This window comes from Paenibacillus sp. J31P13, assembly GCF_056269295.1.
Genome location: NZ_JBWDNR010000004.1, coordinates 375,961 through 401,349 on the forward strand (window position 1 = coordinate 375,961; position 25,389 = coordinate 401,349).

At 44.1% G+C, this 25,389-nt stretch carries 19 protein-coding genes; 5 read left to right on the forward strand and 14 right to left on the reverse strand.

Annotated elements, in window-relative coordinates; all coding sequences use genetic code 11:
- Window positions 1–123: 123 nt before the first annotated feature.
- Window positions 124–3,306 (reverse strand): bifunctional cytochrome P450/NADPH--P450 reductase, encoded by a 3,183-nt coding sequence (locus tag AC0YOD_RS15980; RefSeq protein ID WP_475800318.1) that lies wholly within the window; start codon window positions 3,304–3,306, stop codon window positions 124–126.
- A 164-nt stretch (window positions 3,307–3,470) separates the two neighbouring features.
- Window positions 3,471–4,490 carry an AraC family transcriptional regulator gene (locus AC0YOD_RS15985; protein ID WP_475800319.1) on the reverse strand — a complete coding sequence of 340 codons (1,020 nt, stop codon included), beginning with the start codon at window positions 4,488–4,490 and terminating at the stop codon, window positions 3,471–3,473.
- Window positions 4,491–4,662: 172 nt separating this feature from the next.
- On the opposite strand from AC0YOD_RS15985, the gene AC0YOD_RS15990 reads away from it, so the two are divergent.
- Together AC0YOD_RS15990 and AC0YOD_RS15995 are read left to right on the forward strand one after the other, a co-directional pair.
- Complete coding sequence (locus AC0YOD_RS15990) at window positions 4,663–5,244, forward strand: NAD(P)H-dependent oxidoreductase (protein ID WP_475800320.1); 582 nt, start codon at window positions 4,663–4,665, stop codon at window positions 5,242–5,244.
- Between the two features lie 225 nt (window positions 5,245–5,469).
- Entirely contained in the window at window positions 5,470–6,669 is a 1,200-nt protein-coding gene (locus AC0YOD_RS15995; protein WP_475800321.1) for an MFS transporter, read from the forward strand.
- Window positions 6,670–6,750: 81 nt separating this feature from the next.
- On the opposite strand, the gene AC0YOD_RS16000 is transcribed toward AC0YOD_RS15995, so the two are convergent.
- The 5 genes from AC0YOD_RS16000 to AC0YOD_RS16020 form a co-directional block, all read right to left on the reverse strand.
- Window positions 6,751–7,587: an SDR family NAD(P)-dependent oxidoreductase gene (locus tag AC0YOD_RS16000; protein WP_475800322.1), complete on the reverse strand. Its 837-nt coding sequence runs from the start codon at window positions 7,585–7,587 to the stop codon at window positions 6,751–6,753.
- Between the two features lie 21 nt (window positions 7,588–7,608).
- Window positions 7,609–8,520 carry an N-acetylneuraminate lyase gene (locus AC0YOD_RS16005; protein ID WP_475800323.1) on the reverse strand — a complete coding sequence of 304 codons (912 nt, stop codon included), beginning with the start codon at window positions 8,518–8,520 and terminating at the stop codon, window positions 7,609–7,611.
- Window positions 8,521–8,554: 34 nt separating this feature from the next.
- On the reverse strand, window positions 8,555–9,394 hold the full coding sequence (locus tag AC0YOD_RS16010) for a carbohydrate ABC transporter permease (RefSeq protein WP_475800324.1): 840 nt from the start codon (window positions 9,392–9,394) through the stop codon (window positions 8,555–8,557).
- A gap of 12 nt (window positions 9,395–9,406) precedes the next feature.
- Window positions 9,407–10,294: a carbohydrate ABC transporter permease gene (locus AC0YOD_RS16015; RefSeq protein ID WP_475800325.1), complete on the reverse strand. Its 888-nt coding sequence runs from the start codon at window positions 10,292–10,294 to the stop codon at window positions 9,407–9,409.
- Between the two features lie 100 nt (window positions 10,295–10,394).
- Window positions 10,395–11,768 (reverse strand): ABC transporter substrate-binding protein, encoded by a 1,374-nt coding sequence (locus AC0YOD_RS16020; RefSeq protein ID WP_475800326.1) that lies wholly within the window; start codon window positions 11,766–11,768, stop codon window positions 10,395–10,397.
- A 213-nt stretch (window positions 11,769–11,981) separates the two neighbouring features.
- Here AC0YOD_RS16020 and AC0YOD_RS16025 point away from each other — a divergent pair, with 213 nt between their 5' ends.
- The gene (locus AC0YOD_RS16025; protein ID WP_475800327.1) at window positions 11,982–13,784 is read left to right on the forward strand and encodes a sensor histidine kinase; all 1,803 of its coding nucleotides are present in this window, start codon (window positions 11,982–11,984) and stop codon (window positions 13,782–13,784) included.
- Window positions 13,762–15,354 carry a response regulator gene (locus AC0YOD_RS16030; RefSeq protein ID WP_475800328.1) on the forward strand — a complete coding sequence of 531 codons (1,593 nt, stop codon included), beginning with the start codon at window positions 13,762–13,764 and terminating at the stop codon, window positions 15,352–15,354. Before AC0YOD_RS16025 ends, AC0YOD_RS16030 begins: the two co-directional genes overlap by 23 nt.
- A 105-nt stretch (window positions 15,355–15,459) precedes the next feature.
- Here the strand turns inward: AC0YOD_RS16030 and AC0YOD_RS16035 are convergent, their stop codons facing one another.
- Window positions 15,460–16,365 carry a LysR family transcriptional regulator gene (locus tag AC0YOD_RS16035; RefSeq protein ID WP_475800329.1) on the reverse strand — a complete coding sequence of 302 codons (906 nt, stop codon included), beginning with the start codon at window positions 16,363–16,365 and terminating at the stop codon, window positions 15,460–15,462.
- A 139-nt stretch (window positions 16,366–16,504) separates the two neighbouring features.
- Here AC0YOD_RS16035 and AC0YOD_RS16040 point away from each other — a divergent pair, with 139 nt between their 5' ends.
- Window positions 16,505–17,254 (forward strand): SDR family NAD(P)-dependent oxidoreductase, encoded by a 750-nt coding sequence (locus tag AC0YOD_RS16040; protein WP_475800330.1) that lies wholly within the window; start codon window positions 16,505–16,507, stop codon window positions 17,252–17,254.
- A gap of 168 nt (window positions 17,255–17,422) precedes the next feature.
- On the opposite strand, the gene AC0YOD_RS16045 is transcribed toward AC0YOD_RS16040, so the two are convergent.
- The 6 genes from AC0YOD_RS16045 to AC0YOD_RS16070 form a co-directional block, all read right to left on the reverse strand.
- Window positions 17,423–18,496, reverse strand: coding sequence for a protein-glutamate methylesterase/protein-glutamine glutaminase (locus AC0YOD_RS16045; RefSeq protein WP_475800331.1), 1,074 nt, complete (start codon window positions 18,494–18,496; stop codon window positions 17,423–17,425).
- A gap of 13 nt (window positions 18,497–18,509) precedes the next feature.
- Window positions 18,510–20,528, reverse strand: a complete 2,019-nt coding sequence (locus AC0YOD_RS16050) for a chemotaxis protein CheA (protein ID WP_475800332.1) — start codon at window positions 20,526–20,528, stop codon at window positions 18,510–18,512.
- A gap of 8 nt (window positions 20,529–20,536) precedes the next feature.
- Complete coding sequence (locus AC0YOD_RS16055) at window positions 20,537–20,971, reverse strand: chemotaxis protein CheW (protein WP_475800333.1); 435 nt, start codon at window positions 20,969–20,971, stop codon at window positions 20,537–20,539.
- A gap of 18 nt (window positions 20,972–20,989) precedes the next feature.
- Window positions 20,990–22,843 (reverse strand): methyl-accepting chemotaxis protein, encoded by a 1,854-nt coding sequence (locus tag AC0YOD_RS16060; RefSeq protein WP_475800334.1) that lies wholly within the window; start codon window positions 22,841–22,843, stop codon window positions 20,990–20,992.
- A 20-nt stretch (window positions 22,844–22,863) separates the two neighbouring features.
- The gene (locus AC0YOD_RS16065) at window positions 22,864–24,417 is read right to left on the reverse strand and encodes a methyl-accepting chemotaxis protein (protein WP_475800335.1); all 1,554 of its coding nucleotides are present in this window, start codon (window positions 24,415–24,417) and stop codon (window positions 22,864–22,866) included.
- 306 nt (window positions 24,418–24,723) lie between these two features.
- Complete coding sequence (locus AC0YOD_RS16070; RefSeq protein WP_475800336.1) at window positions 24,724–25,383, reverse strand: response regulator transcription factor; 660 nt, start codon at window positions 25,381–25,383, stop codon at window positions 24,724–24,726.
- Window positions 25,384–25,389 lie beyond the last annotated feature (6 nt).

A 25,389-nucleotide genomic window follows, 5' to 3' on the forward strand; every position in this document is an offset into this window, starting at 1 on the left:
GAGGGAAGAGCTCTTATCTCTAAGAGTTCTTCCCTCCTTCATTCTTATGCTTGCTCAATAGGATAATTGTTCCCCTGTTGGAAAACAATTATGTACATAAACCAGAAAGCCCACTCGTTTTTATCATACGCCCGCCCAAACATCTTTGGCATAACGTCCCTCGTTTTGAAGCCGCTCCAACCACTTGATTGCTTCTTCCTCACTTACTTGATGACTATGTTGATAAGCCTCTTGCAGAGTATGCTCTACCTCTGGCGCCATTTTACTGCCGTCTCCGCATATATAAAGCATACCGCCTTGATCCAGCAGCCCAATAATTTCCGATGCGTTCTTCATCATAAGATGCTGAACATAGGTTTTAGCCACCCCATCCTTTCGAGAAAAAGCCGTATGCAAGCGTACGACGCCCTCCTGCTGGAATTGCTCCATTTCATCATGGTACAACTGATCCGCTCCATTGCGGCAACCAAAATATAAATGAGCTTCTCCAAGCTTTTTGCCCTCGTTCTTCAACGCTTGGCGTGCCTGCAAGAACCCTCTAAACGGTGCAATCCCCGTTCCCGGACCCACCATGATGATCGGTGTCTCCAGATTTTCCGGCAGTTGAAAACCCGAATCCGGATCATTCACAAACATGAAGATGGCATCTCCAGGCTGACGTTTTGCCAAATAGTTGGAGGCCACGCCGTAGTATTCGCCATGCCCGCTTCTGGCCGGTCCGCGAACAACGCTGACGGTAATACTGACCCGCTCCTTCTCTACCTTAGGTGAACTGGAGATGGAGTAGTATCGTACTTTAAGCGGTGGAAGCAGCTCCACGAATCGATCGAATGGCAGCTCGCAAGCCGGATATTTCTCGAGCAAATGCAGCATCGTCAACCGTTTACTGAGCACCTTTTCCGCATATGCATCCTCCTCGAGAAGTTCCTCCAGCTCTTTTTTATGCGGTGGACATACGGTGAATGCAGCCAACTCACGAAGCTGGGCACGTGTAGCTGCCTCTTGCAGTTCTACATTATGAGTAAGCAAGTCATGGACACTAATAGGACGATCAAGCGGTAGATGCGCAACACTTCGACCACTGGCACTAATGATAATATGATCACTGCCGTGCAGCTCGTAACGCCGCAGGACAGACTCCGCCAATGCTGGATCATTCTCAGGAATAACGCCTAGATGGTCTCCTTCCCGGTACGATGCTCCCTCTGGCAGCGTAATTTCAATATGACGGGTGCTTCTTTCACTGCCTTCGCCTTGCAGCTCGCGATTTTCCACTACATAAGCATGATGGGCATCATAGCTATAAGCAATCGGGCTTCCGACCAAGCCGCTAACAAACTGCACACTCAGCGTACTGCGCTGCTGCTGCGGTATGCCGTTGCTTTTCAGACCTAGAGCACGGAGAACGTCTGGCCATAGCTTATCGCCCCATTCCTCAACCTGCTTCTCGAAATCGCCGCTCGCATCGGCTTCACCCCTAATCGTAAGCCGCGTCGCCCCTTTTGCCTCAAGCTCCTCATCAATCAACCGAGGAATGTATTGGTATGTACTAGCCCAGTTATGATCACCGCAGCCAAATACCGCATACCGTACACCCTCCAGCTCATTCTGCTCTGCACCTTCTAGCCATTGCACAAATTCTCGTGCATTGCTTGGCGGCTTCCCGTTATAAGACGCGGAAATGATAAAGACAGCCCCCTCTTTGGGCAGCTTGCCTACTCGGCTGTTCAGCGGCGCAACCTCGCTGCAAAATCCTTGAAAACGCGCCGTTTCCGCTAGTTCTCTAGCTATCCCCTCAGCCGTGCCCATATTAGATCCATATAAGACAAGCAGCGGTGTGTTATGAGCTTCAACGGTTGATTCCGTTCCCTGTCCCTCTGGCCTTCCCTTTGCAAGGGGTTTTTCTGATGCATTCCCTCCTGCGCTGATCGTATAAACAGCACTTTCACCCCGCGGACGAACACGCATCTTGAACCCATCTGGTTTGAGCGTTAACGATTCCTTCACTTTAAGCTGATAATTGGTATGGTCTATAATTTCGAACTGCTTGAGTACCATTCCCATCACCAGTGTTGCTTCTTGAAGAGCAAACTGCTGACCAATACAAGCTCGTTGGCCATTTCCGAAGGGCTTATAGGCATCATATGGAATACCGCTAGGATCCTCGAATCGTTCTGGAACGAACGCATCAACATCCTCTCCCCATACCTCGGTATCACGATGGAGCTTAGGAATTAATACCGTGACGCTTTCTCCTTTTTTTAATGGGTACTTCCCTGCCAGAAGCGTGTCTTCCCTCGCATACAAAGAAAACGCTGGAGCAGTTGGCCATAGCCGAAGCGTTTCGTTTAAAATCATTCGAATATATTTAAGCTCGCGAACCTGCGTATAACTAGGAATAGGATCTGTAAGCACTTCATCCACTTCTTCATAAGCTTTCTTTAGCTTATCTGGATTTTTCAGAAGATAATACAGCGCAAAAGACAGCAAGCCGCTTGTTGTTTCATGTCCTGCGATAAGGAAAGTGATAATTTGATATCTTATGTTCTCATCGTCCAGCGCTGCCCCTGTCTCCGGATCTTTCCCGCTTAACATATGTGCGAGCAGATCGTCAGTGCTCCCCTCATTGCTATGCGCTTTGCGTTCAGCAATAATGTTATCCACCAATGAGAACATTAATTGAATGTCATGCTTGAACTGGCGCTTCGTAATAACCATCAGCTTATCTTGAATGCCAAGTCGCTGCAGCTGGTTCATTGCTTCCCCCAGAGCCCTCGTCATACTTGTAATGAAAGGATGCGGCTGTTCCCGATAAAAGCTGTTGAAGCGGTAGTTGAAGCCGCATAAGCCGATTGTATCCAGTGTCAGACGAGTCATATCCTCAGGTACGTCCACACTCTCATCCGGGTTTAAACGCGCCCATTTCTGAATGAGCTGAACGGCGAGATCTACCATCATGTTATGATAACCGCGCATCGCCGTTTGGCTGAAGCTTGGCAGCAAAATATTATGGGCTTTCTGCCAGTTCGGTTCCTTCGTCTCACTTGTAAATAGACCGTCGCCTCCGAAAGCGCGAACCTTCTCCAGCGGCATCCATATTTTTTTATCGAAACGAGATTCATCACAGGCATCGGCTACCAGCTCATGACCTGAAATAAGCAATTCGGTCCTTCCCGGCATATCCAGTCGAAAAATAGGTCCATACTGATCCGCCAGCTTTACCATCGATTGAAGCGGTTCTTCTAAATCGATTAATGGTAGATTGCCAAGCGGCCCAAATGTTTTGGGTTGTGGAATGTTTGTCATTGTATTTCCCCTCCAGATAAAGGGTAGTATGAGATTGATTTCAAAGTAATATTCACTTCCAGCGTTCAAGCATATGCACAAAAAAGACCGCCACATTCAGTGACGGCCTACCTCTATTCTTGCAAGTATGACTCCTTCAAAAAAGAAAATGATATGGGCTGCGTTTATCCTAAACGGTCTGCTCGATATCGGTACTCGCCCGGTGCTGCATCTGTCCACTTTTTAAAAGCAGTCCCGAATGAACTGGGCTCAGAGAAATGCAGCAGATACGCAATTTCCGATATGGTATACTCCGGTTTTGCCAAATAAATGATCGCAAGCTGCTTGCGTACTTCGTTTGCCAAACGGTTATACGATGTGTTTTCCTGTTTTAGCTTCGCTTGCAGCGTCCTTACGCTCATTTTCATTTCCATAGCCGCCTCCTTCAAAGTCGGAAAACGGGACGGCATGCATTCGATTATCCATTTGCTAATCTGAGCTGTTAATAAAGAGCCCTGAGTTAGCTTGCTTCTGGCTTCCTCCGCCATAACTTCAAATACACCCAGCAGCCGTGTGTCTGCACTCAATATGGGATAGTCCAAAACCTCTTTGCTCATTCTCATCGTATTGGCTTGATGCTGGAACTGCGGTACAGCTCCAAATGCCAATTGATACTCTTCCTCGTTACCCATTGGCTGGCTATGCATGAATTGAATCTCTTTAATGGCGATCATTCTGCAGCTTAATTCTCTCATCGTATGGTATAAGGAAGCCGCCATGTCCTCCAAACAATGCCTGCTTGGAGGCCCTGGGGAATGAGTCAGAAACATATGAAGAATGATATCCTCTCCCTGCGGTTCAATATCTACGTTGAACTGGTTGCAAACGATAATATTGTATTTTTGATAAGCCTCCAGCGCCTTGCCTATCGTCTTCGAATGCAGCATCACGTAACCTAATACGCCAAAGTCAGAGATGCTCATCGCCTGCCCTTGATGCAAACCAAAGACCTCATCACCTGTATATATAGAAGCAGCCTGAACAATACGATCAAAATCATCCTCTGGGATACGAGCTTCCGCTTGGCCCAAGAGATCAGTGTCGATAGAGGCATATGTACAAAAAGCGTCCCAATCATATCCCTTGAATACGATTGTTTTTCTGATGGGGAACAGAAGTGATACGGAAACGCCTTTCTTCATCATAAAAGCATCTCTCCTCCCTTGCACAAATGAACATAACATTAGCGCTTATCATCATGTTTTGCAGGGATGCCGCGACATTATAATAAGCTCATACCATTTTATCATGGACCTTTCAAAGCGTGGAGAACAATTGTTGCTCCTATGATACGTATGGAAATGAGGAGGAATTACTGTGGGAAAAAATATTGCCATTATTGTTGGTCATCCCTATTCAAAAAGCTTCTCTAACGCATTGGGGGAGGCCTATAAGAAAGGCGCAGTCAGCAGCGGTGCGAATGTTCGATGGATAGCGCTTGGCGACCTGAAGTTCGACCCTGTCTTGAAATATGGATACCAGAAGAGAACGGACCTGGAGGAGGATCTTCTCGCCGCCCAAGAATCGATTCGCTGGGCTGATCATCTAGTATTCGTTTACCCGACTTGGTGGGGTACGATGCCTGCTATTATGAAGGGATTCTTTGATCGCATTTTTCTTCCGGGCTTTGCTTTTCAATCGATTCCTAATTCCCTGCTCACAAAGAAATTGTTAAAAGGAAAAACTGCTCGGCTTATTGTAACGATGGATTCCCCGCCTTGGTATTATCGTATATTCCTTAGACAAGCTGGTCATCACATCATGAAGCGCGGTATTCTACAATTTTGCGGAATAAACCCTGTCCGAATTACGGAAATTGGGCAGGTTAAGATGAGCACAGCGAAGATTCGTGAGAACTGGCTTCATAAAATCGAGAGGCTCGGGGCAAAGCAGGGATAGCTGAAGTCAGCTAAAGTGAGCTAAACTGAGCGGCATATTTGCCGCTTTTTTTGGCTATGCCATTATTCCGATCCGCTAATAGGAAAAATATTTTCCTTGAAAATATTTTCATAAAACTAAATAATATAGAACAGGTCTTATCTTGTCAGTCTTGTCAGCTTTGCTCTGCAACCTAACGAAATGGAGCCTAATAATAGTATTACTAGAAAGGTCGCAATTTGCAGCATGAATCCAACAAAAAGCTTAAAGCAAACAAAAGGTGTCAAAGAATCATTTCCGATCTCTATCATCTCTCTTACTGTAGGCGCATTTGCTATTGGCATGACTGAATTTGTCATCATGGGTCTTCTGCCCAATGTCGCTGATGATCTTCATGTCAGTATTTCAACTGCTGGACAGCTCATTACGATGTACGCTCTAGGGGTTGCTGTAGGCGCTCCTATACTGACCGTTCTCACTCACCGCATTCCGCAAAAGAAGCTTCTGCTTCTGCTTATGGTGCTATTCATTGTAGGCAACGGCATATCCGTATTCGCTCCAAGCTATGGAGTTCTAATGGCCGCCCGCATGATTACAGCTTTGACTCATGGTACCTTCTTTGGCGTAGGAGCCGTTATCGCCTCTAATCTTGTCGCCCCAAATAGGCGAGCAGGTGCGGTATCCATTATGATGGCTGGTTTAACGATAGCGAATATTATCGGCGTTCCACTGGGTACATTTATCGGGCAAAACATGGGATGGCGTGCTTCATTCGGAGCTATTGCGATTATGGGAATCATAGCATTGATTGGGATATTCATCTTCATCCCTAAACTTAAACCGGAAAAACCGGCAAGTATCACGAAGCAAATTCATTCGCTCATGAAGCCCAAGCTCATGCTTTTTCTCCTCATAGGCGCACTTGGAAACGCAGGCTTATTCACTGTATTTACTTATATTACGCCACTTCTTACAGGTGTAACTGGTTTTGTAGAGCACAGTGTAACCTGGATTCTCGTCATCTTCGGTATCGGCGTAACGATTGGGAATATCGTCGGCGGCAAGCTTGCGGACTGGAAGCTGATGCCTTCGCTGCTTGGCATTTATTTTGCAACCTGCATCATTCTTACTCTATTCACCCTCACAGTGCATAATCCGATAGCCTCTGTAATCACTATTTTTCTGTGGGGCACTGCCTCCTTCGCTGTGATGCCAGGTCTGCAAGTGCGGATTATGAGCTTAGCAAAAGCTGCTCCAGCGTTAGCCTCTACCTCCAGCCATTCCGCCGGTAATCTCGGTAATGCTGCTGGTGCTTTCATTGGCGGCTGGGTCATTACTCATCTCTCCCTTCAAGCACTCCCTTGGGTCGGTGCTACTCTAGTTGGTCTTGGTCTGATCATCGGATTAGCCAGCTATGTATGGGAACGCAAGCACTCGGTTTTGTAGTAAAACAATAAGAGGCATCCCTTTTGAGGGGATGCCTCTTTTTTTGTTAGCTTTTTATGGCGTATTTCTCTAAAGATATCACTACCAGGACGTCAAGCCACCGTCAATTACAAGGTTATGACCCACTGTATAATCAGATGCTGAGGATGCTAAATAAGCTACAGAGCCCTTCAGATCAATTCGATCGCGCCCCATTCTCCCTAACGGAACAAGCTTAGTGTAATTCTCTACAAATGCATCCGGTTGAGAGCGATAGAAGCCGCCCGGTGAGATTGAATTGACGTAGATGCCGAAAGGTGCCAAAGAAACGCCGATTCCCTTCGTCAGATTAATAACGCCTGCCTTGCTTGCCAAATAATCTGGAACTGTTGGCGACAGCCCCGATCCCGGATAAATTCTGAGATCGCGACCTACTATTCCATCGATAGAAGCCATATTAATAATTTTACCGGATCTTGCCTTCTTCATATGCGGAGCTACCGTGCGGCAGCCTAGAAAAACACTCGTTAAATTTGCGTCCATCGTATATTTCCAGTCTTCCAACAGACGTGTCTCGAGAAATTCATAGGAGGGATCGCCTTCAATCGTATCCGGCACAACCGACACTTTGCGCCCACCGGCATTATTGATAAGAATATCAATTCGTCCGTACTGAGCCATGATCCCATCCACTGCCTTCTTCCAGCTCTCTTCGTCTGTCACCTCCAGCTCCGTACCTGTAACTTCTGCTCCTGTATCCGCTGCCAGCTGCGCCGCCGTCTTATCGGCTTCGTCTTGCTGGCGACGTGTAATCACAACCGTCGCACCCAGCTCAGCGAGCGCCTCCGCTGCATCATAACCCAGATTGTTCCCGCCTGTAACCAATGCGACTTTGCCCTTTAAATCAAACAGCTGCAGTACGTTAACTCTTTTCGTCATTTGTATTCAGCTCCTCTGACGTTATTGCACATTCAAGAAAGGGAATCGTTTAACCGTTTCGTAAATATCAGCACGCTGCCCGTCGGTTAATTGCTGAATCGGTTTACGCGGAATACCGACATCAATACCTTGAAGCCGCAAGACTTCACGCTCGAAAGCGATAAAATCATATTTTAGCAGCTCATGAATAACGCGATTGACCTCGTATTGAATTGCTCTTGCTTCCGCAATTTTACCCGCCTTAAACAGTTTGTACAGCTCAGCAAACTTCGCCGGCATAATGTTGTAGGTAGATCCGATCGCTCCGCATGCGCCCATCGTTAGACCAGCCAAACAAATCTCGTCTGGACCGTTAAAAACAAGGAAATCCTCGCCGCAAATGTCCATAATCTGCTGCATTTCGTACACGTTCGTATTTGTAAATTTCAAGCCGATAATGCCATCCACCTGTGAAAGCTCCTTGTAAAATTCCGCAGACTGCTTCGATCCGGTCATATCTGGAAAATGATATGCAATTAATGGGATGTCAGCCGCTTCAGCGATATCTATATAATGACGCTTAATTTGTTCTGAACCATGTTTATAGTAGAACGGAGTAACAGCCGATACTGCCGTAGCACCGACCTCATAAGCATGACGAGTTAGTCGTACGGCAGTTTCTGTATCCATGGCGCCGACATGCGCGATAATAGGCAGTTCTTTTTTGACCTCGTCCATGACGATTTCCAATAAATATTGGCGTTCCTCAATCGTTTGCAGAAAACCTTCACCGGTGCTGCCGCTCAAATAAAATCCGGAAACACCTTGTCCCATCAAATGTCTGACCAATTGACGAGTTATTGGATCACTAATTTTCCCATTCTTATCGTAAGGTGTAATAAGGGCTGGAATAATACCTTGAAGTTGCGCGTACTTTGTTTGGTTTGAACTCATCGTTATCATTCTCCTATCATCATCTAGTTTCGATTTATCCTTTAATGCCGCCTGCGGTTAACCCTTCAATCAATAGCTTTTGTATAAGGGAGAAAATAAGTATAATAGGCAAAATAACGATAACACCGCTGGCAAGAATACCGCCCCAGTTCGCTGCCCCCATGCTTTCCATTACTTCGGCAATTCCGACTTGAACGGTCTTGGCTGCCAATGAGCTGGTCAAAATGAGAGAGTACTGGTAATCATTCCACCCGAGAATGAATGAATACAAGCTGACGGACACGAGTCCTGGCAGCGCCATCGGAACCATGATATTAAACAAGGTTTTGATCTTAGTGGAGCCGTCCATGTAGGCAGCTTCCTCCAGCTCCTTAGGTACGCTTTTGAAAAACCCGCTCATTATCCATACGGCAACAGGAATAGTCATCGTATTATAGATAAGAACAAGAACCGTCTTCGTATTCAATAGAGAGAAGGCAGAAGCAAGCTTGTACCACGGAATCATAATCAACGGACCTTGTATCATTTGAGCCAGAACGAATAATACAATAACTAAGCTAATGCCCGGAACTTTAAATCTAGCTAAGCCATATCCGCTGACACATGCAATTAATCCCGTACATATGGCAGTGAACAAGCATACGATAATAGAGTTGGATAGCAATTTGCCGATATTCATTCCTTGCTCACCGATTGCCCATGCGTAATGTTCAAAAGTAAAGTGGGATATCCACCACGAAGGAGTCGAAGCGAACATTTCCTCCGTGCTCTTGAACGTTGTATCTACAAGCCATAGGAAAGGGAGAAGGGTGAATACCATCAGAATCGTTAGCCCTGAGTATTTAATTGTGCGTAGCGATAGCGTCTCTTTCATAATCTCACCCTTCTAATCGTTTTCCTTGCCGAATAATTTCGCATAGATGCCTACCAGTAGAAGGACAACTACCATCGACAGCGCCGCAATTGCGGACCCTCTGCCCAAATCATAATAAACGAATGCATTTGTATATACATAAGTAGGCAAAATGCTTGTCTCAAAACCTGGACCCCCATTAGTCAGTGCCCAGATCATTTCGAATTTCGTCCATGAGGATACAATAGACACCATACCTGTGACGTACATAATCGGTTTAAGCAGCGGAAGCACGATGCGGATTAAACGTTGCCAAGCGGTAGCTCCATCCATCTCCGCAGCTTCCATCATCTCCTTCGAGATGCCCGTTAAGCCCGATAAGAGCATTAGCGCAATGTAAGGGAACCCTTTCCATACGGAGGTCAACAGGAGCGCGGGCCATACCCAGAACTCATCTCCCAGCCATACGATGTTCTCCTGAATAACATGCCAAGCGGTCAAATAATGGTTCGCCAAGCCGTTATGTCCGTCGTAAATCCATTTCCACACGATTCCGATAATGACGACTGGCGATACCCATGGAACCATCATCAAACCGCGCCATAGCCCGCGGGAGCGAAGCTTGGTATTTAGTATCAAAGCAGCCGGAATCGCGACCGCAAATTGAAATACCGTCGATCCAATAACCCAAACGAGGCTGTTCCACATTATTTTCCAAAATTTATCATCTTCCGTTAGCAAGTAAATATAGTTATCCAAACCGATGAATGACATGCCTTTGCTGGAAATTAAGGAATAATCGAATAAGCTGAGACGGATGGTCTCAAACAACGGATAAAACTGAAAAGCGATCAAATAGAGTACAGCAGGCGCCAGAAGCATATAGCCAAAGCCGTGTAATCTAAAAAACTTGCGGGTCATCATGCCACTCTCCTCACCCAGTCCATTCTTTTGCGTATAGCAAAGGGGACTCCGGTAAACCGAATCAAGGAGTCCCCTCTACTATTAAGCGATAAGCTTCTTATTTCGCATATTTGGTTGTAATCGGATCAATGCCTTTCTTAATGGCATCGTATGCTTCTTCTGGGCTCAGCTTGTTCGTCAAAAGCTTGACCATAATTTCTTGTACAACGGTTTCCATCTCCGGTTGTCCGACAATTTTGTCCATGGGTACGCCTGACTTCTCAACAATGCTTAAGAAATCCTCAATGACGCGTTTATGCCCATCAATAGCCTTTGGATATACATTCTCTGCTTTCTTAATGACCTCTTCCAGACTTGTTGCTTTCTCTGCCGAAATATTAAGAATCGCTGCTTGCGTGCTGTTGAATTCTGGTGATAGCAGCTCTTCAATTAAACGCCAAGCCACTTCCTTGTTCTTGCTTCCCTTATAAATACCAAAGCCTGAGTTAGCAACAGGCGTATTTGCCTCGGTACCGGAAGGACCTTTAGGGTACGGGATAGCACGGGATACGTTGATAATATCCGGATTGATACTGTATACGTTTGCAGAGAAGAAGGTACCTGCAGGAATCATACCGACTTCACCGTTACTGTATGCTCTAAACATTTCAGGATAACCCCATGTCAGATGCGCTTTCGGCTGATAGGCTTCTAGATTTTTGAAATGATTAAGCAGCTCGACATATTTCTGCTTGCTCTCCTCTGATGTATCGGAGATGAGAATATCATTGCTATAGCCGGCAGTGAACGGTACGCGGAAGGCGAAACGAGCAACACCAAGCGGATAACCGAATCCGTATTTCCCGTCCTTCGTCATAAGCTCGGCTGCTTTCTCCATATCTGCCCATGTTTGAAGATCTTCGATCTTCATACCAACATCATTAAGCATCTTTTCATTGACCATTAGGTTGAAAGCATTGGCTGTTGCAGGTGCAGCATAGATCTTGCCGTCTACGGATGAATAATCAAGTGTGCCGGGAAGGAAGTTATCCGCAAGTACAGTTGAGTTCTCTCGCTGCATGTACGGTGCTAGATCCTCTAGACCATCCATCTGCACAAAGTTGGTGACATCCTGCGTTGTTGCGATATCCGGAACATCGCCGGTGCTGATCATGACAGAGATTTTTTTCTCCATATCCGCCCATGACAGGTACATAAACTCAATATTAACGTTCGGGTATTTCTCCTTCATTGCATCCTTGAATGTCTCAGCGAACAATTTCTCTGATTCTGATGTCCCTGGATATACAAATCGAATGTCTGCTTTTACCGTCTTCCAGTCTATTTCCTCACTGGCCCCATTTCCCTGGTTGTTTGATGGCTTGTCCTCTGAAGATGGTTTATTATTTCCTGTGGAGCACCCTGTGAAAATTAAGCTGAATGCCAAGATTAAGCCTATCCAACTGGCCTTTCTCTTCTGGTGTATCTTCATGCTTATCGCCTCCCTTGAAAAGTGTTTTGCGCTGCTTGTACGTCTATCTTATAGCTAAGCGTAAATACCCCGCAATGAGACAACTTCAAGATTTGGTGGACAGATTCTAGCAGTCTCTCCTAGCCTGCTCATAGATGATTGCAAGCCTTTTCATTTTTTGATAAGCTTGCCACCATAAGCATCCGCGTCGTTTCTTAAGAGGAGGTCTCCATCATGAGGCTGTTCCAGAAGCTTCAAAATAAAATATTTTTTTACTTTATTATTGTCGTACTCATTCCCTTGTTAAGCCTAGGAATATTCTCGTATTTCACTTCAGCCGATCTGCTGGAGGAACAGGTTCTCGTACAGCAAAACCAAACAATTGGACTAATAGAAAGCAATATTAAGCTAATGCTTAACGATGTTCAGGACATATCCTTTTATATTATGAACAATGAAACATTTCAAAATATGTTAAACAATCCGAAACCTGATGAGTACAATCTTGCACAACAAACGATGGTATCATATTTATCTAATTTGAAGGTTGCGAAGCAATACATCTCATTTATTATTGTATATGGTGAAAATGGCTTCCTTTATCGTGACTTCAACGAGTTTTATAGAGAAGTCATTCCTTATGAGCAGTTAATGGAGACACCCACTTATATCGTAACGGCTGCCAAGGCGGGAGAAGCAAATTGGATGTTCTCCAGTGATCCGCTATTCCCTTATCTGCAGCAATACAATGAGATTATGATCGGTCGGCGCATTACAAATATTTACGATGCCGATCAGAAGCTGGGGATGCTTTTTATCGGTATCCGCCGTGAAGCGCTGCTTGATTCCATTAAAGATATTGATATTAGCGAATCCACACAGCTGCTATTGATTGACGATAATTACAATTTGGTTGCCAGCAATCAGAGAAGCCGTGAAATCGAATATTACCGCCAAGGAGATCTCGCCTTTAAGAAGACCTTGACAAATCCCGGCAGCAACCCCATCGTCCATGTAAATGGCAAAGATTATTATGTAACAACCTCACAGGTTGAGCCCTACGAGTGGAGTGTAGTCAGTCTGACTCCCTTGCAGGAAATACGCAGCCAGCACCAGGTTTTGCTGCGGTTTACACTTATCGCTTCGGTTTCTCTGTTATTGATTGTCGGACTTTTATCTATGTTTCTTTCTCGAAACATCACTTCACCTATTCAGAAACTGCTTCGTTCAATGAGTGATTTCAAGCGAGGTGATTTTAATCAGAAGGTGCCTGTACAATCAAATGATGAGATCGGCCTGCTCACTCAACGATATAATCAGATGGTTGTCGATTTGAACGAGCTCATTCAGAAAGTATATATAAGCCAAACCAATCAAAAAATGATTGAGCTAAAGACGCTTCAGGCTCAAATCGAGCCGCATTTTCTATATAACACATTGGATTATATTTTTCTAAATTCTAAAATTAACGGCGATAACGATACGGCAGAGGTTGTTCGATCGCTTAGCCAGCTATTTCGAATATCACTCAACCGCGGTAACGATTATTACAAGCTGGAAAATGAGATAAACCAAATACGCGCTTATGTACACATTCAGCATGCACGCTTCCCAAATCGATTCCGGGTAGAGTATGATATCGATCCTATAGTTGAGCCCTACTTAACATCCAAATTACTGCTGCAGCCGATCGTCGAGAATGCAATCATTCATTCCTTCACTGCCAAAACCGATGGAGAGGGCATTCTTCGGATTACAGGACATATGGCCGCCGAAGGTATCGTATTCACTGTTGAGGATAACGGCAGAGGAATGACGGAGCTGCAGGTAGCGGAACTGCTGGAAGTATCCCCTCGCAGCAGCGGCGGGTACGGCATCAAAAATGTGAACGAACGTCTCACCATGCTGTTTGGCGAGGAATATCGATTACGAATTTCTAGTACAGAGGGCAAAGGAACGATTGTAACCATCTATTTGCCTGTTATTCATAATGAAGAAGAATGGGTGAGCCTGTATGAAAGTCATAGTCATCGATGATGAACCCATCGTAACGATCGCGTTGCGTAAGTTAATTCCGTGGGAGGAATATGGTTTTGAGTGGATGGGAACAGCAAATAACGGAGCAGAAGCGTTGGCGCTTATTGAGGCTAAACATCCCCATCTCATTATCGTGGATTGCCAAATGCCTATAATGGATGGGTTGTTATTGCTCCGAGAATTGGACGCTCGCGGCATCCGGCTTAAGTCCATTATATTAAGCGGTCATGATGAATTTATGTACGCACAGCAGGCGCTTCAGCTTGGCGCTTCCGATTATTTACTTAAACCGCCCGATATGGAGCGTTTGGTGAGCGTTATTTTACGCGTGAAGCAGGAATGGGAAGCAGAAAATATTTTAAAACAACAGATAAAAGAAAATTTCCCTGTTATGGTTGAACGCTTTCTTCATAGCTTAATCGATGGAATGAATCAAAAGCCAGACATTTTCCTAGATAAAACAGCCTATTTAGGCATCCCTCTACAAGCCGGCGCTTTCCGAATTTGCTTGTTGGAAATGGAGGATGAGACGGGCAAGCTTGAGCAATATACGGTGGAGGATCAACAGCTTATTCACTTTGCTATCGCAAATATCGTGGAAGAAACGATGGAAGCATGGCGGTTTAAAGTACACTTTCAAGAGCAGAATCAAAGGTTCATCATGATTTTCAACATGGATGATGAGAGATCATTCAATCAGCTGCAAGAGCTTCTGCGGCAGTTGATGATCAACCTTCGAGAAACACTGAATTTAGGCGCTACAATAGGCGTTTCCAGACTTTTCTCCAACCTGTTAAGCGACTGTAAGATCGCATATGAGAATGCCAAACTCGCACTGCAATACAAGTATTATACTGGCGGGAACCAGATTATTTTCATTGATGATTTGGAGGAGCAAGCAGGCGTGGCATCCACCGGCAAGGATATTTATTCGGTGCAGGATGAGGATCTCATTATGTCGATCCGAGTGGGTAACGAAAGCGGCCTTGCGGCATGGCTGGCATCCTTTATTTTATTTTTGAAGGAGCAAGCCTTCAATCAGCATGAATCAAAAACGATAAGCTTGCAGCAGATGGTTGCGGCAACCCATACGATGCTGGAGATGCATCCCCAGCTTCAATTAGATGAGCTGCTCGCGACCACAGATATTGAACAGATCTTCAAGGCGAGCACAATCGACGAATTAGCTCAATTTATGAAACAGTTTCTATACAAGCTTCTCGCCTTAACGCAAAACTTACGCAAATCGGGTAAAAACGTAGTCATAGATAAAACGAAGGAATATATCCTTGAGAATTTCCGTCACAATATTACACTGGAGATGATTGCATCGGAAGTGTTTCTGTCACCTGTATATTTAAGCTTCTTATTTAAACAAGTAGAGTCCATAAATATTACGGACTATATTACCAGCGTTCGCATCGATCATGCCAAAGATCTGCTGCGGAAAACGAATGGGAAAACCTATGAAATTGCCAATCTAGTCGGCTATCAGGACGATAAATATTTTAGCCGTATTTTCAAAAAGAGAGTCGGAATCACACCTTCTGAATATCGTGCGCAAGTATAGCGTGCAAATATAAATAAGCCTTCATTGGTTGGATTGCCTTAACACAATCATACAATGAGGGCTTCGATACACGATTAAGGTAATACTAGGTCATACTCCACATTACTACGCATACTGCTCCAACCGATGCTTCAACTTCTGTATAAACAGCTCCGAGGCTTTAGGCAGTACTCTGCCCTCGGCACGAATCCATCCCAAATTTACCGAAAACATGTCATCAAAATCTATATTCACAAGGACAATCTCTCCAGCCTGAACCGAAGGATCATTTATAAAAGAAAAATCGAGACCTATTGTAGAAGCCATTCCATCCTTAACCGCTTTGTTAATCGCCGATATGTTATTCGTATAGAACAGGATATTAGAAGGATCAATTACTGACTTATGCCGATCCATAAACCATTTGAGATAATCCTCTTTATACAAGACAAGGGGTTCTTGCTTCAAGTCCTCCAATGTGAGTGTCTTACTAAGGGCAAGAGGAGAATTTCGATTAACGGCAAGCACTAATTTGCATTCCAAAAGACGCCCCACCGATAACCCGCTGTACGTTTGCTGAAACTCTTCCGATAAGAGAACAAGACCAATATCAATCTCTCCCTTGCGTACATCCTCAATAATCTGATCCACGCTCTGCTCACTTATATCGAGCTGTATGTTCGGATAATCCCGCTTAAAATCAACAATAGCATCCATAGCTAGCAGCAATGGGCCAGGAAATGCTGCAAGCCGCAGCTCGCCTATTTGCGTATTGGTATAGCTTGCAGCTTCTTGACGCAGCTCATTCGCTTTATTTACAACCTCGAGAGCCTTCTTAATTAAGACTTGCCCTTCTGCCGTCGGAGTTGCGCCCAGACGCGACCGAACAAATAAGCTCACTCCAAGCTCTGCCTCCAAATTAGAGATCGATTGACTGACAGCTGACAGCGTGACATGCAGATGCTGTGCAGCAGCCGTTAATGACCCTCTCTTAGCTACTTCAATGACAAATGTTAATTGCTCTAGTTGCATGCAGTGACCGCCTTTACCTTTAGTAAAACTTAATGATCAGTAATTATGTTTAAATTTATCTAATCATAGGATAGGCGTACAATAAAAACAAGCAATGAAACAAACAACTAATCCATAATCAAAAATTGGAGGTTTTATCATGAATACATCTAGAGTAGCAATCATTACAGGCGGAGCCAGCGGTATTGGCCGGGAAGCATGCTTGAAATTTGCCAAAGAGGGCGACCGCGTTGTCGTAGCCGATTATAACGAGGCAGCTGGTCAAGAAACGGTTCAACTTATCAAGGATGCTGGCGGTGAAGCCACTTTCATTCAAGTGGATGTTTCTAAACAAGAAGACGTTGAAGCACTTGTAAATAAAGCAGTAGAAGTTTACGGCCGACTTGATGTTATGTTCAACAATGCTGGTATCGGCGGAGCAGGACCTGTACTTTCTCAAAACATGGATCTCTATCACCGTGTAATCAGCGTCAATCAACATGGTGTAGCTTACGGCATCATGGCTGCAGGCAACAAAATGAAAGAACTCGGAATCAATGGCGTAATTATTAATACAGCTTCTGTATTCGGATTCCTAGCTTCGCCTGGCACATTCGCATACCATGCGACAAAAGGTGCTGTCATCATGATGAGTAAATCAGCTGCGCTTGATCTATCACCATACGGTATCCGCGTTGTCGCGGTAGCGCCTGGTGCTGTGGATACACCTATCATCCAAGGCTTTAAAGATAATGGATTACTGGACAAAATGCGTGCCAGCGTAATGGGCGGAGAATTGACTAAGCCTGAGACAGTTGCCAACACCGTTTACCTTATTTCTCTTAAAGATGCTGAAGGCATTAATGGCAGTGTCGTGATGGCAGATCAAGGTTACGCTTCATTTAAGTAATTTTTAAAAGGGCTAACGATTCATTCGTTAGCCCTTTTTTTTCTATTTAGAATGAACCAAAAAAATGCTGCCTATTCATCAATACATACTCTTAGCGGCCAGCGAAATGAAGAAAGAAAGTGGCTTCAATATTGAAAAACAGTTAGACTGACCCTCCAAAGGACGTAACTATTTTTTCGGAGCGCCTGTAACTGCCATTATTTTCGATGTAATCAAATGCAAAGGTACTGTATAATCTACACAGTTCAAATCAATTGCTGACTTTGGCATCCCAAAAACAATGCAGGTCTCTTTCGATTCAGCAATGGTTGAAGCCGCTCCCGCTTCTTTGGCGGACAGCATTCCTCTCGCTCCATCGCTCCCCATGCCAGTCATTATAATATAATGCTGCTTCAGTTGCTTTAATTTGGATACGGAATCAAAAAGCACATCCACCGAAGGCCTAAAACCATTCCTAGGCAGCTGCTGATTAAGCTGAATTCTATATTCCTTGTTGGACTGAACAGCAGTCATATGGTAATCACCAGGAGCAATATATACCGTCCCTCCCTGAATGCGTTCATTATCCTCAGCCTCAACCACCCGAACACGGGATATACGATTTAATCGCTCAGCCAATGACTTTGTAAATTTAGGGGGCATATGCTGCACCAGCAGCAGTGGATAAGGGAAGCTGGCAGGAAGCGCCGTAATAACCGTTTCCAGCGCCTTTGGCCCTCCCGTTGATGTCCCTAAAGCTACTATCTGATCAAACTCTGTCATACGCTCGACCAGGCTATTGTCCATTTGCGCCAGCTCTATTCTTGGTGCTACCTTGTGATTGAGAATAAGGCTTTTCATCGGTATTTGCGCCGCTTGTTTAATCTTGTCCCCCAGCTCTTTTTTTACCTTGTACAGATCAAAGGAAATCGATCCTGACGGTTTCGATATAAAATCTACTGCACCGTTCTGCAAGGCTGTAATGGTAGCGGACGTTCCTTCTTGTGTTAGCGAGCTCAGCATAAGAATAGGCGTAGGTCGTTGTTTCATTATTGCTTTCAAAGCTTCCAAGCCGTTCATTACGGGCATTTCAATATCCATGGTCACGACATGCGGCCGAAGCTCCTTAACCATATTGACTGCTTCCAAACCATTGCGAGCCATTCCGACTACCTGCATCGCCGCATCATCTTCAATTAATCGTGAAATCAATTTACGCATAAACAAGGAATCATCTACTACAAGTACTTTTATTTTCGACATGCCATCTCTTCCTCTATCGTTGATTGATAATGCCCGACACCTCTAAAATTAAGGCCACTTTGCCGTCGCCTAAAATCGTAGAACCTGCGATGCCGTCTACCTTGCCAACATAAGAGCCCAGCGACTTAATAACAATCTCCTGATTTCCGATCAACTCATCCACGGCGAGCGCCAATCTCTTCTCCGCAGACCCTACAATGACTAGCTGAATATGACTTTTTTGCTGTTCCCGTCTGGGTATATGAAAATGGTCATGGAGCCAAACGATCGGAATGACTTGATTGCGCAATAAAATAACCGACTGTCCGCGGACCGTCTCTATATCGTTATTCGCTATTCTTACAATTTCTGCGATATTGCTCATCGGGATTATGAAGGTTTGATCATTTAATTTAATAAGTAAGCCTACAATAATAGCTAATGTCAGCGGAAGCTTAATTTTGAAGCTGGTCCCTTGACCCAATTCAGTCGTGATATCAATAAGTCCGTTTAGCTGCTCAATATGGCTTCTAACGATATCCATACCTACACCTCGGCCAGATACATCACTTATCCGGCTAGCAGTCGAGAAACCTGGTCGAAAGATGAGGTTGATGGCCTCTTTGTCGCTTAAGAGCATCGCTTCCTCCGTAGAAATAATCCCTTTCTCTAAGGCGGATTTCCTCATCTTCTCCGGATCGATGCCTGCTCCGTCATCTTCAACATAAATGACGACCTGATTATCTTCATGCGCCGCTCTTATTTGCAGCGTACCCTTCGGATCTTTACCGGATAATGCTCTTTTCTCAGGTAACTCAATCCCGTGATCCACTGCATTACGAATTAAGTGAATGAGAGGATCAGCAATATCTTCAATCAAGGTTCGGTCCAGCTCCGTGTCTTTCCCACCGATAACAAGCTCTATTTCTTTGCCTAGATCACGAGTAAGATCGCGCACCATCCGTGGAAAGCGATTAAACAGCTGTTCAATCGGAAGCATTCTCGCTTTCATAACGCTTTCTTGTAAATCACCAATAATACGAGAAAGATGGTCGGAGATTTGTCCCAACTCATCTACAGAGTCATCTGAAAATCGCCTTCTTTGCGTACGCTCCACTTGGTGAATACGAGTGTGGTCGATTACGAGCTCGCCGACTAGGTTCATTAGATGATCTAGGCGCTCTACGCTGACACGAATAGTCCCTGATTTGGACTTTGTCGTACTGACAGGCTCATCGTTTGTCATTCTTTCCACTATTTCATTTGAGAAATTTGCTTTAGTTGTGCTTGTCACTGCTGATTCTATGACTTCAGAAGGCAATAATTCTACCTTTACACCAACGACATCTGTCAGCTCAGATACAAGAGCCTCCAAATCACTGCTGTTCTGTTTTCCGGCATAAAGGAATTGAATGCCTTCCGGCATTTCTCCCAATTCCTCAATGGTATCTATGTCTGGCACAGCATGAAGAACCTCTCCGAAGCTGCTCAAATTGGAATGGATGACATAGATTCTCGCACCTTTAATTAAGCAATCCGTGGAGAGCTGAACGCTAATCCAATACGCCTTATGCCCGTAATCTTGAGCGTCTTGCAATTTCAGAGTCGTATCCAGACTCAATTGAGGCTTCGGCAAAGCCTCTATTTCTACAATTGTTGAAGGAACTGGCTTGTGTATGAAATTTTTAAGGTCGCTGATACAGCCAGATATATCCGTTATGGCGTCATCATTACGCATAATATCGATTCGTAGCTCTTTCAGACAATCCAGTGATTGAAACAGCAGATTAATAAGTGACGCTGTCACTTCAAGCCTCTTGCCTCTTACGAGATCCAGCAGATGCTCCATCTCATGGGTTAACTGCTTCATTTCCTCATAACCCATAGCTGCCGATGATCCCTTGAGTGTATGCGCTGCTCGGAATAAGCTTTGAATAACCTCCTCTGATTCCCCTTCCATCTCCAATTGTAAAATAACATCATCCATGAGATGCAGCTGTTCCTCAAGCTCCTCTAAGAAAACTTCTCTATATTCAGATAGATCAGATATCATTCCATTATTCACTCCTGTTCGCGAAGCAGTACTTCATTCAGCTTTAAAATGGCAACCAGTCCGCTGCTCGTAAGGCCAATTCCTACAAAATAGTTTCCGTCCACTCCGCCTACACGCTCAGGTGGTGATTGGATATCCGTAAAGGTAGCCACTTTATTGACTCGGTCAACAATAATGCCTACCGTATCCTCCTCATGATGAACGACAATAATACGGGTAGTTTTGGAGTATTCCTTCTCCTCCAGATTGAATAAATGACGAAGGCTAATAACCGGCACAATTTTGCCCCTGAGGTTAATAACGCCCTTCACATAAGACCTGACATTTGGAATTTCAGTAATATCCTGAATTTTGATAATCTCGTGAATATCTTGAATTTCAATGGCGTATTGCTCTTGTTCTATAGCAAACTCAATATACTGCTGCTGTCCAATTGACCCCATAATTTGAACCCTCCCTTCTTATTTATAAACCTTAAAGATAGAGACAGACTCATTCAGGCCTTCAGCAAGAATGGCAAGTGATTGCGATGTCGCTGCCGTTTCCTCTGCTGCAGCTGCAGCTTCTTGACTAGCGGCAGAAATACTTTCAATGGAGCCCATCACTTCATTTGCTTGTGATGATTGCTGCTCGCTTGCAGCAGCAATTTCATTGACCTTATTTTCCGTTTCATTGATCATCGTAATAATTTTCTTAAAGGCTTGTCCGGTCTCTTGCGATTGCTTAACACCGCTTGATACCGCGACTACACTCTTATGCGTATTGGCTTGCATGCCTTTAATGATGGTGGAGATCTGCGTTGTTGCTTCCCCGCTTCGTTCAGCTAGCTTCCGAACCTCATCTGCAACGACCGCGAAGCCTCTGCCTTGATCGCCTGCTCTTGCTGCTTCTATAGCTGCATTCAAAGCTAGAAGATTGGTCTGCTCTGCAATATCATCAATCACTTCAATAATTTCGCCAATTTTAACAGAGTCTTCCTCCAAACGCTCCATTTGGGCGCTTACCTGAGTCATGCTCTCAACGGATTTACTAACCGTATCTCCACCAGCGTGAGCAATGGAAGTTGTTTGCGATGCCAGCTTCGCTGCTTCCTCTGCACTCTCTGCTACTGCATTGATTGCAATAGAAAGACCATTGAATTGCTCATGTATGGTCTGAGCTGCCTCAGCCTGTACCGTACTTCCGCTTGCAACCTGTTCCGTTGTAGCTGATATTTGCTGGGAGGCTGCAGCTACATTTTGCGAGGTGCTTAATACGCCGCCGATTAGATCCCGCAGCTTCTGAATCATATGATTGACGGACATCGATAAATGTCCTAATTCATCTTGAGAGCGAATAGTAAGCTCCTCTGTCAAATCGCCGTCTGCTATTTTCTTAGTTGCATGCATTAATTGCTGCAGGGGCATCGTAATCGAGCGAATAATAGCAAAAATGATTGCGCCGCCTATCAGTATGGCACTGAGAATAACGAAAATGGTCGTATACAAAATGCCTCTTGTCGCGTTTTTGATTTCTGCCATTTCAATACCGCCGACTATTTTCCATCCCGTAAGCTGATTGGTTGTAAATATAGCTTTTTTGCTCTTTCCTTTAAATTTATAATTTTGAACGCCAGAATTGGACTCATAAAAATAATGAACAAAATCTTCAGTAGCGTCTGTACCAGGCTCGATGGACGGATGAATCAAATATTTACGATCCTTATCCAAAATGGTTACATAACCGCGCTCGCCAATCTGTATTTTATTCACAATTTCTGCTAGCTTCGACAAATCAATGTTGCCGCCAACAACACCTGATCCATCGTCTGTCGCCTTGGATGGGACGACGACGACTTGACCGGTTGATGCTGATATAGAAGGTTTATTTATTTTAGCTGATCCTTTGTTAGTCATGGAATTGATATACCATTCCGCTTTTCTTGGATCATATCCATCTACTGCAATATGGGGAGAGCTTATCATTTGTCCCTCTTCCGTTCCAAAGTATGCACTTAGAAACTGGGGACGTAGACTCATATATTGGTCTAGTATGGAACGAACTTTAGGATGATTTGCTCCTTGATCAATCATTCCTGCTTTTATATGAGAAGCAAGGTAATCCATATCGGATGTCGCTGATGTTATGAGATCTGTAATTTGATTGTCCGAGAATTGAACACCTTGTCTTGCATTTTCTATAATTTGATTGGTAATTTCAGTTGCTGCCTTCTGATAAGATATGTATCCAATCAATACACAAGGAACAATAAGAATGAATAGAAAAGCAACAATCAATCGAGCTTTAATGGTTAAAAAGGTTTTCTTTCCGAACATGTTGAATCCTCCTAGTTGCGTTAGCTAATTTTGAAAGTCGCTACTGAGCTATTTAATTCCTCCGCTAACTGTGCCAGAGAGTGAGCTGTCGATGCCGTTTCCTCGCTGCTTGCCGCCGCCTCTTCCGTTGCGGCAGATATGCTCTCGATCGTAACCAATACCTCTGTGGATTGAGCTGCCTGTTCCTCACTCGCAGCTGCTATTTCGGTTACCTTATGAGCTGTTTCATTTACCATCGATAAAATATGATTGAACGCTTGACCTGTTTGATGTGAAGCAGCTACACCTTCATTCACTGCGAGGAAGCTTTGCTCTGTGTTCGCTTGCATGCCTCTAATGATTTTCGTAATTTGCTTGGTCGCCTCACTGCTGCGTTCCGCCAGCTTCCTCACCTCATCAGCAACGACTGCAAAGCCTCTGCCTTGATCGCCAGCACGAGCAGCTTCAATTGCTGCGTTTAGTGCAAGAAGATTAGTCTGATCCGCAATGTCATCAATCACTTCAATGATCTCGCCAATTTTATTGGAATCCTCCTGAAGCTTCGTCATTTGATTATTTACATGATTCATTCCGTCAATAGAAGACTGAACAACACTGCTGCCTTCCTGAGCGATGCTCATCGTCTTGTTCGATAGATCCGATGCTTCCTCCGCGCTTATCGCCACAGAATTAATAGCTTGAGATAATTCTCTAAACAACTCGTTCATCGTCTGCGCTGCGCTGGCTTGGCTCATATTCCCGCTAGCCACTTCTTGTGTACTGGCTGATATTTGCTGTGAGGCAGCAGAAACACTTTCTGCAGAGATTAGAATGCCGCCTACCGTATGTCTAAGGCTTAGTACCATATTGTTAATGGAGCCTGCTAACTGACCAATCTCATCCTTCGAGTCTATATCTGAGGTCTCGCTTAAATCGCCTGTTGCTACTTTGCCAAGTAAAACGACCATTTTTTTTAATGGTCTCTCTATGATTAAGGAAATCAGATAGCCAAAAGCAATGCTAATTAAGAACGCTGCCATAATGATTACAAAAGTAATTAATCGTGCTGATGAATAGAGATCATCCGCGCTTTGATTCGCCGCTTCCGATTGCTTAATATTCGTTGCGATCAAACCATCTAAAATTTCGGTTATATCATTAGTCGATTCAAGTAAACCTCCTGAACTTGATATGCTGCTATTCGTTTCAATTAATTCATTTAAGCTCGTCTTATAACGCTGCCATACTGCCGGGAATAGCTTGATTTGCTCCTGTTCCTCAGCAGTCAAAAATCCATTGCTGTATTTACTAATGGCTGCTTCTATTTTTTCAATATTGTCACTTATATTTTCCTTAATGGTGCCTTTCTCGACTTCCGTCTTACCTGCTGTAGTCAAATCGCGAATATCTATTCTTATTTCTAGAAATAATTGCTTCACTTCATTTAGATCCGATATCGGAATGAGTTGATTATCATACATATCTTCAATAGAATGATTTAGCTTACTTAGGTTGGTTATTCCATTGAGACCTGCAAACCCTAAAATGACTGAGACGATAACAAACGAAAGAATTAATTTCATTCCCGTTTTCAAGTTATAAAACCATTTCAATTTCCAACACCTCTTCTTTTATTTGTGCTAATCTAACCACGCCAATCATATTTCTTTCCGGTGCAGCAATAAGATGTTTCATGGCATGGAGCTGCTTTGTAATGATTCTAAAGATACATGTCTTTAGGACTAGAAATATCATAAACGATGGGAATATTTTGGTAACCGAAAATGTTTTGCAGGTTCTCGCAAAATATTGCGGTATCGCGCAAAAAGAGAAACAAAAAAATCCCGAATCAGTATAACCTGATCGGGACTTCGTATTATTTTATAAAATTCCACTTGTTCTTACTCCAAATTAAAATCCAAATCACTCAGAATTCCTAAGCTTTTCGCCTTAATTGCAGCTTCAATTCTTGATTTAACACCCAGCTTCTGAAAAAGATTAGTTAGCATATATTCGAGCGAGCGCTGGCTCATGAGCACCGTATCCGCAATCTCCTTATTGCTCTTCCCTTTGGATATTTCCTTCAAAATACCGTATTCTTTATCGTTAATAATAGAAACTGCCTGTTCGCCATTTTCAGTTGATTTGATATAAGTCGTCTTTCTCAATTGCTTAACTAAAGAGATAGGAAGAACAACCTCACCTCTTAAAGCACAACGAATGGCTGTAACTAGCTGCTCCTTATTTGAGGTTTTAAGAATAAACCCTACGACACCCGACTCTATCATCAAATTAAAATGGTTATTAAACTCAAAGCCTGTATAAATTAATATAATCGCATCCGGATTGATCTCCAGCGCTTCTTTCGCAAGATCAATCCCATTAACATCGCCAATGTGAAGATCAAATAAAATCAAATCGAATTGCTGAGAGCTGATCGTTTCCAGACCCTTCTTAGCTGAACTCTCAAGGTATACCTTCATATCCCCTTCTTGTTCCAGAATCATCTTTGTTCCCTCCATAACGGAAGGATGATCATCAACCAATAATATGTGAATCATGCTGCC